This window comes from Acinetobacter sp. ANC 5054, assembly GCF_002135295.1.
Classification (GTDB): domain Bacteria; phylum Pseudomonadota; class Gammaproteobacteria; order Pseudomonadales; family Moraxellaceae; genus Acinetobacter.
Genome location: NZ_NEGG01000011.1, coordinates 103256 through 118154 on the forward strand (window position 1 = coordinate 103256; position 14899 = coordinate 118154).

12 protein-coding genes and 1 pseudogene are annotated in these 14899 nt (G+C 39.1%); 3 read left to right on the forward strand and 10 right to left on the reverse strand.

What is annotated here, in order from left to right; translation table 11 throughout:
- The 10 genes and pseudogenes from B9T33_RS12005 to ybaK form a co-directional block, all read right to left on the reverse strand.
- Entirely contained in the window at nt 1–1251 is a 1251-nt protein-coding gene (locus B9T33_RS12005; RefSeq protein WP_228145823.1) for an MFS transporter, read from the reverse strand.
- Nucleotides 1227–1619, reverse strand: coding sequence for a hypothetical protein (locus tag B9T33_RS12010; protein ID WP_086179141.1), 393 nt, complete (start codon nt 1617–1619; stop codon nt 1227–1229). The genes B9T33_RS12005 and B9T33_RS12010 overlap by 25 nt, the downstream gene beginning before the upstream one ends.
- On the reverse strand, nt 1616–2245 hold the full coding sequence (locus B9T33_RS12015) for a GNAT family N-acetyltransferase (protein ID WP_086179142.1): 630 nt from the start codon (nt 2243–2245) through the stop codon (nt 1616–1618). The genes B9T33_RS12010 and B9T33_RS12015 overlap by 4 nt, the downstream gene beginning before the upstream one ends.
- A gap of 102 nt (nt 2246–2347) precedes the next feature.
- Nucleotides 2348–4189: an IucA/IucC family protein gene (locus tag B9T33_RS12020; protein ID WP_086179143.1), complete on the reverse strand. Its 1842-nt coding sequence runs from the start codon at nt 4187–4189 to the stop codon at nt 2348–2350.
- 10 nt (nt 4190–4199) lie between these two features.
- Complete coding sequence (locus B9T33_RS12025; protein WP_086179144.1) at nt 4200–5660, reverse strand: lysine N(6)-hydroxylase/L-ornithine N(5)-oxygenase family protein; 1461 nt, start codon at nt 5658–5660, stop codon at nt 4200–4202.
- Nucleotides 5653–7434: an IucA/IucC family protein gene (locus B9T33_RS12030; RefSeq protein WP_086179145.1), complete on the reverse strand. Its 1782-nt coding sequence runs from the start codon at nt 7432–7434 to the stop codon at nt 5653–5655. Before B9T33_RS12030 ends, B9T33_RS12025 begins: the two co-directional genes overlap by 8 nt.
- Before the next feature lie 417 nt (nt 7435–7851).
- Nucleotides 7852–7992, reverse strand: a pseudogene (locus B9T33_RS16545) (Cys-tRNA(Pro) deacylase); the annotation flags it as partial.
- 341 nt (nt 7993–8333) lie between these two features.
- A complete protein-coding gene (locus tag B9T33_RS12040; RefSeq protein ID WP_086179188.1) occupies nt 8334–8624 on the reverse strand; it encodes a putative quinol monooxygenase in 291 nt (96 codons plus the stop codon).
- Nucleotides 8625–8838: 214 nt separating this feature from the next.
- On the reverse strand, nt 8839–9852 hold the full coding sequence (locus tag B9T33_RS12045) for a ketoacyl-ACP synthase III (RefSeq protein WP_086179146.1): 1014 nt from the start codon (nt 9850–9852) through the stop codon (nt 8839–8841).
- Between the two features lie 968 nt (nt 9853–10820).
- A complete protein-coding gene (gene ybaK / locus B9T33_RS12065) occupies nt 10821–11288 on the reverse strand; it encodes a Cys-tRNA(Pro) deacylase (protein ID WP_086179147.1) in 468 nt (155 codons plus the stop codon).
- Nucleotides 11289–11440: 152 nt separating this feature from the next.
- Between ybaK and B9T33_RS12070 the strand changes: the two genes are divergently transcribed.
- From B9T33_RS12070 to B9T33_RS12080, 3 genes are all read left to right on the forward strand, one after another.
- Nucleotides 11441–12328 (forward strand): acyl-CoA thioesterase, encoded by an 888-nt coding sequence (locus B9T33_RS12070; RefSeq protein ID WP_086179148.1) that lies wholly within the window; start codon nt 11441–11443, stop codon nt 12326–12328.
- Between the two features lie 109 nt (nt 12329–12437).
- Nucleotides 12438–13073, forward strand: a complete 636-nt coding sequence (locus B9T33_RS12075; protein ID WP_086179149.1) for a CDP-alcohol phosphatidyltransferase family protein — start codon at nt 12438–12440, stop codon at nt 13071–13073.
- A gap of 64 nt (nt 13074–13137) precedes the next feature.
- Nucleotides 13138–14892, forward strand: a complete 1755-nt coding sequence (locus B9T33_RS12080) for a bifunctional alpha/beta hydrolase/class I SAM-dependent methyltransferase (protein ID WP_086179150.1) — start codon at nt 13138–13140, stop codon at nt 14890–14892.
- Nucleotides 14893–14899: the final 7 nt, after the last annotated feature.

Consider the following 14899-nt stretch of genomic DNA (forward strand, 5'->3'; position numbering starts at 1 on the left):
TTACTGAAATTTTGTTTGATTTTGAGTTTTAGAAATGATGAGTCGACTGAGCACAACACTAACTACTGAGCCGATTGCCAGTAACAGATAGAAGTGACCATAACCTAGTGATTTTGCGAGAAAGCCTGAAAGCGCTCCGCCAATGAAATAAACCAATAATTCAAAGCAGACTAGAATGGTGAAATCTGTACCGGCTTGTTCTTTTGAACTGGTCTGCATGAAATAGGCATATAGTGAAGTCATTGCGACATAGCGAATTGCCAACATAATTACGACGAACAAACCAAGCAGTAGATGCCATTGTTCAAGCCAACCCAGAATGACCGCAAAGCCAATCACGGCATACAACGCACTACGTAGCCATCCTGCCCAAAACAATAACTGTGTCGCGGCTATTTTTTTCAATAAAAATGCGGCACTCACTGCTGCCAGTAAACCAACAGCAGCGCCAATCACCGACATCAATACCCCAATTTGTGAGAGTGACCATTTTTGATCGATCAGCATGGGATTGAGCATGGCCATAGCAGGTGCTTCCACCACGCGATAACATACGATGAGTAATAAAGCCCAACGTATTTCAGCGCGTTGAAAAGCGCGTTTTAAACTGGGCTTGGCTTTGGCAATTTGGCTTTGAGTGTCCTCGCGAATAAAAAATACAGCGAACATGGTGACAAAAGTCATGCATGCCAAAGCACTCAGTGCCCATTGCCAGCCCCAATATTGATACAGCCATAAAGTGGCAGCGCCACCAAGCATGCTGCCGAGTGCCACCCCAATACTCTGCGCCATACTGCCAAGTCGACTATTGCCATCGGTAAATTTTTCAACGGTATAACCATCAATTGCGATATCTTGCGTGGCAGCAAATGTTGAAATCCACAGTCCGACGATTACAAATACAGCCAAACCATATGAAAACTGGGTAAATGCCAGAACCAAGACACCCAGTACCAAAGCCATTTGTGTGAACAATAGCCAAGTTTTACGTTTTCCTAATTTTTTGACATAGAGCTGATCAATCCATGGCGCCCAAAAAAATTTGAATGCCCATGGGATATAAAGTAATGACAGCATGCCAATCCAGCGTAAATCTACCCCTTGATGTCGCAAAATCGCAGGCAAAGCCACGTTATAAAAATACAGTGGCAATGCATGCGCCAAATATAAAATAATCACCACACCCAAACTCAGCTTCGAGATTTGATTAGCTGCGGTGGCTGGTGTTAATTGTGTTGTGTGTTGTTGCATATCCACCTCTGCACTGCCCATTGCAGCGCATCAGACTGTTCTAATGAAACGTAATAAGGCATTCGCCACGCTGCATGCAGCGCGGGAGTATTTAACCGTTTGAAATCTTCTGCATCCTGTGCGATACGGACCAACCCCAAACAATATTGAAAAAACTGCTGTTTAAATTTTTTGTACCAGACTGCTTGAATCTGACGGTATTCTTCAGGAAATGTCGTCCCTTCCTCAGTCTGCATCACTAAAACGAAATACTGATCTTTGAGAAAAAATCGTTCGACCTGTGTGAGCCATTGTTCAAATTCAGCCACAGAAACATGCGCAGCAAAGCGCATGTCCAAAATGTGCATATGTGTGCAGCAAAAACTCATGATGCCGCCTGTTTAAGTTGCTGCTGATAGTTTTTGGATGCTGTTAGGAAATGACCAAATTTTTGATAAAAGGTTTCGCGGAAGCAGTAATACAACATGGCGGTTTTTTCAGGCATCGGAATCAAACGCTGCGCTTCATAACACATGTCTTCCACCACAGCAGCATAAGGTTTGACGCTATGATCAGGCTCACCCACAATTTTTGCTGAGGCGGCATTTTCAAAGATATAGAAGCTTAATAAACGCATGGTTGGACGTAGATAACCCTTTCCAAACACCGATTTTTCGCCAAATAACAAATGCCAACCGAGGTCGTTTTCATCGCCCTCGTAGAACATACCTAAACGATCACGCTTTCCTTCATAAATTTCGGTATAGCCCACATCGACACCATCCACACCAACAATCAAAATACGGTGATGATCATCTGCCAGCATTTTTTCGTAATACACTTTGAGTTCAATTTCAGACTTATTTAACTGCCACTGAGGAATAACATGCGGCTCATGCATCCATTTGTGCACCAAAGCCATATCTTCTGGATAGCGCATTTGTCTTAAATAGAATTGCGTCTCATTCTCATGATATTCATAAAAATCAGGGAGCTGACGCGATAAAGTAGTCATTTATTTAGTCCTATGTATGTGTGCTGTTATACGAATATTTTTTGCGAAATATGTGTGGTCAAAAATCTTTTTTAGTGACCAAACCATGTCTTAAGTCATGTGTTAAGAAGCAATGCTTTCTTTGCATGAAACAGTATTAGCTTGAGCCATATTCGACTGCGCTGCCCATTGCTGCAAAGTCACTGGACTCACAGGGTTTGCAATAGGGTCTAAAAAGACAGGGACAGGTCGTTCAGCCTCGTCGTTATAACTGGTGGTAAATAGACGAACTCGGTTTAGACAAATTTTTTCAAACTGTGGTCTAAACATACTGAATTTTTCAATTCGTTCTGCCAGTTCAGGATGCTGCTGGTGAAACTCTTCAATGACTTGAGAAATGGTTTGCCAAAATTCAAATTCTTGGTGTTCAGGAAAATCTTGCAAAAATACATTACAGATATAGCGGTAATGCACCATAAATAGCCCTGTAAAAATAAAATGGCTAAGTTCTTCTGCACTATGGCGCAGTAAAATTTTGCCTTCTTCGGGTAAGTTATTCAGTTCTGGAAAATCTTCATCGACCAAATTCACATCGTCTATAAAGTCCTTCAAGACCATTTTTTGTGGAATGCCATGTTCATGGATCAGCATGGTATTTTCACCATGCGGTGAGAATGCTAAACCGTATTTATATAAACAAATCATTAGTGGCGTGACACATACTTCAGCGAAGCGTTTTAACCATTGCAGTGGCGTTAAACCTGAGGCAGTGATGAGTACCTGTAAAATTGATTGCCCATTGATATCACGGTGCAACAAGGCCGCCTGAGACATTGCCAACTGATTTTCAGCTACACATGGATCAACACTTTCTCGCCACAAGCAGCCAAATAACTCTTTAAACTGGTATGGAGCACCTTCAATTTGATCAAAGCAAGGTTGTTGAAGAGTCAAACTGGCAACTTCACCTAAAAATTCCACCTGAGTTTGCTTCAAATCTGCATCATTATGTTGAATGTGTTTTAGCCATGCCGTTACCGCAGGCGCTGCCAAATTACGTTTAGACGGTAAGCCTCGATAAACCGCAGTATTAAAAATACTCACTGGTAATTTCACATAATGCCGCTTCGGATGACTGGTATTGCACAGTGTTCGAATGGATTGCATCGGTACGTAATCATCGAAACCAAGATCTAATTCAATAATGCGCAGATCTACAATTTCATTGGCATAGGTTGGCAATATCCATTGATGCCACTGCCACGCATGTACAGGTATCAGATAATAATCTTTTGCAGCACAGTTTTTTTCAGCCAAGCATTTCTCAAATTGTTGAAGCTGTACTGCATCTAACTCATGGCGATAGAGTTCACACGCCTGCCATTCTTGTGTTGAGCTAAATTCAGCCAAATCTTGATGAACCGCTAACCATAAAACTTTCACTGTTGGTGATATTTCTGGCGCTGCTGTTAAGTAATCGTCATAGCCAAAGCCCATGCGGCCTTTACTCATAATCAGCCAAGGATGTCCACGTAGCATGCCCTCAATGCGATAATGCGGTGCTGATAACACAGCCGAACTCGGTAAACGAATTTCATCAAAAAGATGCGCTTCAGCTAACCAAGTATTGTTCATTTCCTTTATCAAATATGCCTTGGTAAAAGGTTTGACGTCTGCTTGATTTGAGAATGCACGAATGAACTCATGCAAATTCCATGCAGGCGCATCCTCTGTTTCCGCTAGATCGCGTACACTGCCTTCCGTAATTTTCCAGTGACCCAATAAAAACTGAGTTGCTTCAAATTGATAGGTTTTGTCATCAACCTGAAGTTGCCATATATTTTCTGCAACCACTTCAATTTGAATAATTTCTTCATATAAAAACTCAGCGATCGCCATTTCGATTAGACGTTGCCCTGCACGACGCCACTGCTTTTGATTTATTTGTAATTTTGCAAAGTTCATGTTGAATTCTCTAAGATAAATTTTCTAATTTGGCATGCTGTTTTTCAGGTGTTTTTTGTACGCCAGTGGGTCGGTTCATCTCAAAATTGGATAAACGCTTTTTTTCAAATGTCGCAATGGTTTTTTGTCCCTGTTGAGTCGTAACAGATTGATCTGCTCGTCTCATTTCAGGATTTTGCATTGCATTAAAATGTTGAAAACTTTGTGCCCGATCACCGAGCTCATATAACTGAAACCCGACTAATTGGTTGGCAATTATTGCAGCACGATGAGCACCCAGTCCTAAATCTGGCGTACCCACACCATGCGTATGCATTTCCTGATTTTGGACAAAGATTTCACCAATCGCTGAATGCTCAACGCGATAATCGTGGCTGATCATCCAACGACCTTGGCTATCGCATTGAATTAATGGTTTGAGATATTTCAGATAGTCCCATTCAGGACGGTAATAGCCTGTAGATGCCACGACACGATCTGCATCCATATAGAACTGCTCACGAGTAACTTTATGCTCGAAGGTCAAACGAATCTGCTCATCTTTATAGCTTGCGTTGACCAACTCCACTTGGGCATGTAAATGCGTTGACTGATCGTTATTTGCAACACTTCGATGGTAGAGTTTTTGATAAATCTCACGAATGGTTTTTGCGCTGATGCCTTTATATAACAGGGCTTGTTGCTTCAATTGGTCGGCTTTGTCTTTTGTGCTTAAAGCATAAAAATGTGCCGTATAATCTGGACTAAAATGCTCCAAACCTAAAGGCGCATATTCCATCGGGAAAAAACCATTTGATCGCGTAAGCCAGTGCAACTTAAATTGAGTATGTTGCACAGCATCATGTGCATATTGTCGGTCAAACAGATCCATAAACACTTCCGCAGAAGATTGACCTGAACCTAAAACCACCACATTTCCGCTTAAGTGCTCCAAATCTGCCGTACAGTAACTTGCCGAATGCAGGCATTTCACAGGATACTGTTGTTGAATATTCCTTAAACATGCTGGCAGATAAGGTACATTGCCTGAACCGAGTACCAAATTTCGGCATAAATACTGGCTTAAACGTCCATCCTGCTCCACCACCACTTCAAAACCTTGCTCTTTGGCATAAATCGCTTTAACGGTGGATTGATACTGAATATTTGAAAGTTGATCGGCAACCCATTGGCAATAATGGTTATATTCACGACGAGGAATCTGTGCTTGTTCTAAAAAATAGAATTTATATAAACGCTGCTGCGCCTTTAAATAATTTAGAAAACTAAATGGACTGGTTGGATCAACCATTGAGACCAAATCCGCCATGAATGGTACTTGTAACACTGTATTGGGCAATTGCATGCCTGCATGCCAGTCAAACTGCGGTTTTTTTTCAAAAAATTGATACTGTAAATGGCGCTGTTCATGGAGCAAACTCGCCAAGCTCAAATTAAATGGACCTAGTCCAATTCCAATAAAATCAAGCATATTGCACATCCTTATGTTCTACACATAAAGGATTTGGCAACTGAACATAGACTGATTGCTGTTCAACGGGTGCAATCAATTCGTCCAGTTCATGTAAGCGTGTCAGTAAATTTCCCTTATAAGGCAAAGTCGGTTGATAAAGCAGTGATTGAATCAGTGTGCTTTGAGGATAAGTTTGATGTAATTGCAAAAGCTTTGCTTGTAACACCGAAAGTAAAGCCTGCTCAGAAGCATGACCTGTAGTACCAATCGCATTGATGATGCCAAACAAGGTATTTCCGAAGAAATAATAGCTAAAACGCTCATCTACAAATGCTTTAGAGCCAACAGCATGGGCTTTTTCCTCCAGTTCAGGAAATGCTTTCAAGACTTCATCTGCCAACTCTTGGATATAGTAAAAGCCTTGATTATCACGGAGCCAAACATGTTTCGGCATCGCATCTTCAAGCTCTAGCAACACATTTTGCTGATGTGACTCAAAGGCCATGCCGTAGTGATGATAGACATACATCAAAGGTTCTAAACTGACCTTTAAAAATTGTTGAAACCAATCCAGCGCAATCGCGCGCAAATCCTGCTGGGTGTTTTTCGCAATTTGTGCAAACAAAGTATCAAAACGGTTTTTCGGTTCGGCGGGATGATCCTGACATAAGGATGCAATACAAGTTACTTGCTGCTGCTCGGTGAAGGGCTGATCACGGAAAATACAAATCGTTTCATCCACGATTTCACCATCGATATGCATTGCCATCCAAGCAGGATCATTGACCGCTCTTAAAGTCGGACATTGCGATAAAATCTGCTGACCTAAACTTGAATGCCAAAGCCGATGCGTCATTTCACCACGGTGACACTCCTTAGCTAAATTCACCCGAATTGAGTTGGTGATCATGACTGAAAGTGAAGGTTTTAACATCCAAGGTGCTGCAAAACTTGCCAATGTACGCACCGAAGTCGTCGGTGAAAATGACCAAGCTTGTTCACCAAAATCAATAATTTTTTGTTTAGTTTTTAGATTCTTATACCACTTTTTACTGTGTAAATAGCGCGCTTGCCAAGGGTGTAAAGGCAATATTTTATAATGTGAATATGCATTGAGTAGTGCCAAATCTGACTCTGACAAATGCCACTGCATTTCAGTTTTGAGCTGTGTTGAAATGTCTTGATCTAATGCCGAACCTTCTTGAATGTATTCAGGTGCAACCAACCAGTAATGCAATTGAGTCTTAGCTTTCGCTTCGGGTGAAAAACTTTCCCAGTCTTCATGCACAAAACCGACCCGACTTTTAGGCGCAGGATGCATGCTATGCCCAAGAAGCAAGGCTTGTTCCGACTCAATAAAGTTTTGATCTGCTTGAACCAAGTTATCGAAATCGAATTTGCGGACATTTAAAAATTGCGTTAATGCTTCCCGACTTTCAATCCAGCGCTCAAGTAAAGATGATGCTTCAAGCGTATGCCCTGACTCTTGCACCAGTTGTTCTAACAATAAACTGGCGATAGCTGTGCAACTAAAGGACTCATTTTGCCCTTTATGAAATATTTTTGGGAGATCTGCAAGCCTGTGCCTGCCGACAACGCTGACATAAGACAGCGGTACAAATAATTGTGATTGGATACTATCCAATGGTATGGATAACAACGTCAAGCCTTGGCTAAACGTCAATTGTGATGAATTTTGTTGATACTTTTCCAGTAAGGTCGCCTTACCAGTTTCTTGCGAGTATGCATTGACAAGATGCTGCATCGCCAAGCGATTAGCAAGCTCTTTCATCTGACCATATCCTCTAATTTTAAGCTTTTCCAAGCTATGTCATTTATTTATGTTTCTTTTACTTTGCATAAATGCTTAGTACGCTGGCCAACGTGAAACCACGTTAATGATAATCATTATTATTAATAATTGCATTTTTGTGAACTTTTGCAGCGCAAATGCAAATTTATGGTTATCTCAATGATTTTTAATATTTAATTTTTTGTTATTATTTTTTTTGTAGATATTTATGTGCAAAAGTGACATAGAACTAACTGATAGTTTTCTGATTTATCATAGTTGAAATGAATAATTGTGCTGAAAAATCCAGCTTTTTTAAATTTTAAGACTGCCTAAACATAAAAACCCATTTACAGCGAAATGGGTTTTATAGATTTTGAGAATATTATTTAAGGGTGAGTATTGATTGAAAAATAATTAAGCATCGAGTACATCTGCAAATTGCGCACACAATACTTTAACAAGATCTTGCGGTTTTAAACCAATATCTAAACCACGCTTTTCCCCGCTCACATAGATTTTTTCTAAGTTTTCAGCAGAAGCATCGATTACGGTTTTCCATGCAATTATCATCAATATAATTTTGAATGTTACTTTCCAGAAACCATATTTATCCATGATTGCCTCTACAAATTTAATAATCACGGTTATACTTTCAGGCATAGATACTTTTCCTCTTTGCTTGCACGGTGAACTGGAAAAACAAAACCCTGACTGTTAGCGCTGTCGGGGATTTTCTTTGGGCGTAAAAATCCGAACTAAAACAGCTTGGTTTTAAAGTAAAGCTTTAGACTTCTAATTTATATTCCGTAGAGTTGTAATAATGGTTTTTACAATTCATAAAATACAGGTATTAAAAAACCACTCCAAAGAGTGGTTTGAATTTTGTTTTGTGAAAATCAAAAATCTATTTTTTGCATATGAGTAAATCGACCATTTTCAACTTTATGTTTATCAATTTGTGGTACTAGTCGTTGAAAGTGTTCAGATTCAATATGGAAATCTAATGCCGCACGGTCTGCCCATACCTCTACAAAGATAAAATGACCTAAACTTTTTATGTCTTGGTGTAGCTCATAAGAAATACATCCACATTCATTTCTGGTCTTCTCCACCAATTCTTTGTAAAGAGGTAAGACATTCTCAATCTTATCAATCTGAATAAAATCCTCCGCAATCAGTTTTAACAAACCAGGCACCCTCAAATATATTTCATAAGAAGATACTAATTTTGCGGGCAAAAAGAAACCGCCATTACAGCGGCTTAACTATTCCTTTCTTCTTAGGATGGACTTCAAACACATATTGAGTTGTCATTTGAAGACAACACTTTTCTTATAACTGTAACTTTATTTATAAAAGCACCTTAAGATGCTTTAAAAAACCAACTTTTTTATATATTAATCATAACTTCCAGAGCATAAGGCCTGTTTGATACCCTGCTCCCAATGTCCAAAAAACAATAAGATCACCTTTTTTGAGCATTCCCTTATTAAGCCTGCTTGCATAAGCTAGAAATAAACTGTTTGCACCTGTATACCCATACTGATCTCCAATATATTCAATTTTCTCCCAAGGGATATTCATTTTCTCTTGGAGAATATCAATATTGATCTTTGTGAACTGAGAAAGTAAAAAGCAGGAAATATCTTCCATTTTAAGATTGTGCTTATCCAGTAATTCCATAAGTGCATCGGCGGCAAAATCAACGCTTTCAATTCCGCTAAAAGTTGACCAGTGGATTTTCTCATTTGGAGTTTCACAACAGGAAAAACCCTTCGGAGGCAGAACAATAGTATCATTGAAACTACTATCAGTTTGATAGATGCGGTCTATCATTCCTGATCCAGAACTATCTGCTACTTTTTCCAAGATAATTGCAGCAGCGGCATCACCAACAATACTTGAGGGAATTGGCTGATCTTCACTACCTATCTTACTCAATTGATCTGCACCAACCACTAAAGCTCGCTTATAAGAATCCTTAGATTGAAGTAAAACAGAAGCTTGCTCTAATGCTAAAAACATACCTAAGCAATTCGCATTAATATCAAAGCACATACATTCTTTCTTTATTTTTAAAGAAGAATGCAACCACATCGCATTAGTTGGAGATAAGTATTCCAATGTCGTGGATGCGAAAATAATAATGTCAACATCACCATTATCAATCCCATGCCTTTGCAATACTTTTTCTGCAGCATTAATTGCCATGGTTAGTGAATTTTCTTTCGCATCGCCGATTACATATCTCTTATTTCGACCAACTTTCTCGAGAATATCCTGCATTTTTTCATTTTCTTTGAATCTTTCCAAATAATAATCATTATCTCGAATCGTTTCCGGATGATAGATATCTACGGCTGCAATATTCAAAAAGGTTCTTACTTCCTTATTGGCTTCACTAATATTACTCATTCTGCTTCTTCTTTCTCCTATTCATGTACATTTAGTTATAACGATTTTAGGGTGAATTTCAAGCATTTAAAGCACTTACTAAACTTATAAGGTAATTTCTCTCTCACCTCTTCCAAAAATATGGTAGAAGCTTTTTGTATTCAGCAACTCAGTAGGAATTCAAATTAAAAGACCTTTCTCATATGCTGATTTAATTTTGTTTATATTCTCAATATGCTCCTGTCTATATCTAAAGTTGTAGCAACACTTTCATGCTGCTTCATAACCAATAGTTCTTTCACCTTTCTTGTTGGGTTTGTTGAGATAGGTAAACCAAAATTCATTATTCAAAGGCCAATACTCATCACATTGGATGCAAAGCTTTTCTTTACCCAATTCGGTTTCGACATATTTGGGCTTTAAACTAGATTCCTTTTCGGCATTAAGGTTTTTAAGGGCTAGATTCAGCAGTATCGCCCAAAGTTTGAGCTTCCATTTTTGCTTTCATAGCTGAACGCTGATTGCTTAATGACTTTGCTTCAGAACAAAATTCACAGCGGCATTTGTGCGGAAAAACTGGTTGTAGCATTTTGTTTGAAAGTACAGAAGGAAAGTTGATGCGTGCTATTAAAAAGCGTGACTGTGATCTGCTTTAAGCAATTTTTGATGAAATGCAATATCTTAAAAGAGCGTTACTCACAAAAAATGAACACCTTATTGGTCGTGCTGAGTTTGCAAAATTGTTGAATATTGAGCCCAGTAACTCTGAATGCACGAATTAAAGAAGGTCTCTATACCAAACCATAAAAAAATAGTAGAAAAAGCTATTGGTTGAACTCCTATGTTCAATCTGTAATAGTTAATGTAGACTCAAATTACAAAGCCACCTTTTAGGTGGCTTATTTATTTAGCAATACTTTTTACTTTTTGTAAGTAACATTGTGAGTAACACTAATAAAAACATGAAAATTTGTTTAATAAAACATAGACTACTTATCAATAATATCTGCAAAATTCGCACTTAAAACTTTAGCTAAATCATTTGGATTTACACCTATATCTAACCCTCTTTTTCCGCCACTAACATACATTTTATTTAGTGTTTTTGCGCTTTCACAGATCACGGTTTTAAGTCTTTTCTTTTGTCCAACAGGACTAATACCACCCACCAAATATCCAGTTAAACGCTCAGCATCTTTCGGGTCTGCCATTTTCAACTTTTTACAGCCAAATGCAGCCGCCACTTTTTTTAGATTAAGCTGATATTCAACAGGGAGCACAGCGACAAAATAATTCTTCTCATCTGTCACCATCAGGGTTTTAAACACTTCTTCGACGCTTAGTCCTAATTTTTCAGCAGCTTCCAGACCAAAACTTTTAGCGTCTGGATCATGCTCATATTCATGAATTGAAAATTCGATTTTATTTGATTTTAAGAGTTTACATGCAGGAGTCATTGCTTTTCCGTCATTCCAATACGACAACACGGCAACCTGAATTATATGCCTTTTCTATAAATAGCGGGTACACTGTTCGCTAAAAAATTTTTAGAACTTGTTATGCTGCAACTTCTTCACTACATTTAAACAAAGCAAAAAATAGACAAAATATGACCACACTTACGCAAGATTTAATTCAATTGCTCAGCCTCGAACAAAAAGATCAGCGGCTTTTTCTTGCACAAAGTGAGCCGATATTTGGCCCACGCATATTTGGTGGTCAACTGCTAGCGCAAAGTATTGTGAGCGCAGCATCTTCAACTCAGCTTCCACTGCATTCCTTACATGCATACTTTTTAGCAAGGGGCGACGCCTTAGCTCCACTTGTATATAAAATTGAATATTTACGTGATGGTCAAAGTTTTGCAACACGACAAGTCACAGCTATTCAGCATGGCAAACGCATTTTCATGGCACAACTGTCCTACATGAAATCTGAAGATGGAGCCGAGTATCAAAGTGCAGTACCTGATGCACTCGATTTGCATCCTGTAACTAGTTTACAAAACGAGCAGTGGCATAAACAAAGGCTAAGTCATCAAGTCCAGTCAGATGATGTGCCTTATTTCCTCAAACCCTTTCATGTTGATTCCAGACCGATTGAATTTGCGTTGAGCGATCCAGACAATGCACTCAACTCAGAAGCACTCCAGCCGAATCAATATGCAGAATATTTAAAGATTCACCATCCTTTAGCAGCGCAACATGATTTTGTGTATATGCACCAAGCAATCGCCGCGTATTACTCAGACTATAATCTTTATAACGCAGCGTTAAAAATCCATGGATTAAATTATTTATCTCCACAGCTAACCACGACTAGTCTCGATCACACGCTGTATTTTCATCACCCGTTTCGCGTTGAAGAATGGATGTACTATGACATGCAAACCACTTGTACCAGCCAATCGCGTGGACTCACACATGGACAAATGTGGCAGAACGGAAAGTTGGTATGTAGCACGATGCAGGAAAATTTAATGCGCTATGAAGTTTAAAGGCTATTAGCCACCTTTTAGGCTGTGACAATCTTTAACATTCCATTGCTTGTCTGGCTTAACGAATCCCGTATAAAATTCATGCAAAACATGATTCTACAATTATAAGATGCCTTCAATTTATCAACTTAAACCCGCATTTCAAAATTTATTGAGACCTCTCGTTAAGTCTCTGTACCAATTCGGTATAACAGCAAATCAAGTTACCCTTTTTGCGATGTTTATTTCGCTTCTCATCGCACTGTTCATTTACATCTACTTTTCGAGCCATGGTATTGGTATTTTGCTACTGGTTTTTCCGATTTGGATGTTAATACGTATGGGCTTCAATGCTATTGATGGCATGCTTGCTCGAGAATTCAATCAACAATCAAAATTAGGCGCGTTTTATAATGAACTTTGTGACGTTATTTCAGATACGGCACTGTATTTCAGTTTAATTTGCTTTGCCTTTATTCGGGCTGAACTCCTCATTTTGGCTTGTTTTTTATCCATTTTAGCTGAATATACGGGTGTCATGGCGCCACTGATTGGTCAAGAACGACGCTATGATGGCCCTATGGGTAAAAGTGACCGCGCTTTGGCTTTTAGCCTGATTTGCATCATCATTGTGGCATTTTCATTATTTAATCTTAACCTTGAACTGTTATCCCTTTTTTGTAATTTCATCCTCGGGATAATCATTTGTTTATCCTTATTCACCATTTATAACCGAATCAAAAACAGTCTCATTGCAAACGACTAATTTAACAATTTTAATTTTTCAGTGATTTTTATTTAAACTTTAAAACCAATTTGAGCAAAGCATTATGTATAACAATACTCAGCACACTTTTACGAGCCATGACGGCACTGCCTTATTTTATCAACACTGGGAAAATCCGAATTTAAAGAAAAATCGAAAGAAAAAAGCGATTATTTTATTTCATCGTGGTCATGAGCATTCAGGTCGGATGGCGCACTTGGTCGAAGAACTGAATTTACCTGATTTTGACTTTTTTGCATGGGATGCGCGAGGTCATGGTAATTCACCGGGTGAACGCGGTGATGCACCAAGTTTTTCTGCCTGTGTTCAAGATATTCAATACTTCGTACAGCATTTACAGTCTAACTATAATATTCAATCTGAAAATATTGCCATTGTGGCGCAAAGTGTGGGTGCAGTTCTGGCAGCAACATGGGTGCATGATTATGCCCCTAAAATTCGTGCCTTATGTCTAGCCTCACCAGCTTTTGACATTAAATTGTATGTACCATTTGCCAAACCCGGACTGACACTCATGAGTAAGCTCGGTGGAAACTTTTTTATTAACAGTTATGTCAAAGCAAAAATGCTGACACATGATCAAGAGCGTGCAAAAAGTTATGACACTGACCCAAAAATAGCACGTGCAATTTCTGTCAGGATGCTTTTAGGTTTATATGCTGCGTCAGCGCGTATTGTCGATGATGCACAAAATATCTTTGTCCCGACACAAATTTTAAGCTCAGGCTCCGACTTTGTGGTGCAGCAAAAACCGCAGCGTGATTTTTATCAAAAACTTCCACACCCTCTCAAAGAGTTTCACGTTTTAGATGGCTTCTATCATGATACTTTAGGTGAAAAAGACCGCAAAATCGCCACGGATAAAATCCATCGTTTTATTACACAATGTTTTAGCCGTCCATACGCTGCGCCGAATCTATTGCATGCCGATAAAATTGGTCCAAGCTGCGCCGTTGCAGAAAATTTAAGTTCAACTTTACCGAAACATTCTTTAAAACATGCCTTTTGGGAAGCGACCAAGAAAAACTTAAAACTCGGAAGCTTATTTTCTAAAGGTTTAAAAATTGGTGAAGATACAGGCTATGACTCTGGTAGTACGCTTGATTTTGTCTACCGAAATACGAGTGAAAGTAAAAATCCAATTGGTAAAATCATTGATCGCCAATATCTCAATGCCATTGGTTGGCGTGGAATACGTGTGCGCAAACAAAATATTGAACACATGCTCACCCAATATGCCACGAAGTTAAAAAACTCACAGCAAGCGTTGAGAATTATGGATATTGCGGCAGGTCATGGGCGCTACATTTTGGATGCCGTAGCTCAACTTCCTGAACAAGCTGACTCAATTTTATTAAGAGACTATAGCCCAATCAATGTACAGGCAGGTCAAGAGATGATTCAGCAACGTGGTTTAGCGCATATTGCTCAGTTTATTGAAGCCGATGCGTTTAATACTCAATCACTAGCAGCGGTCGAGCCGAAACCAACTTTAGCTGTTGTTTCAGGTCTATATGAACTTTTCAGTGATAATGATCTCTTACGTAATTCATTGGCAGGTCTAAGCCAAGCCATCGAATCCAATGGCTATCTCATCTACACAGGTCAAATTTGGCACCCACAACAAGAGTTCATCGCGCGCGCATTAACCTCACATCGTGAAGGTGATGCATGGGTCATGCGTTTACGTTCTCAAGCGGAAATGGATGCTTTGGTCGAACAAGCAGGTTTCAAGAAGGTCGATCAAGTCATTGATGAATTTGGTATCTTTACAGTTTCAGTGGCACAAAAAATTTAATTTCAGG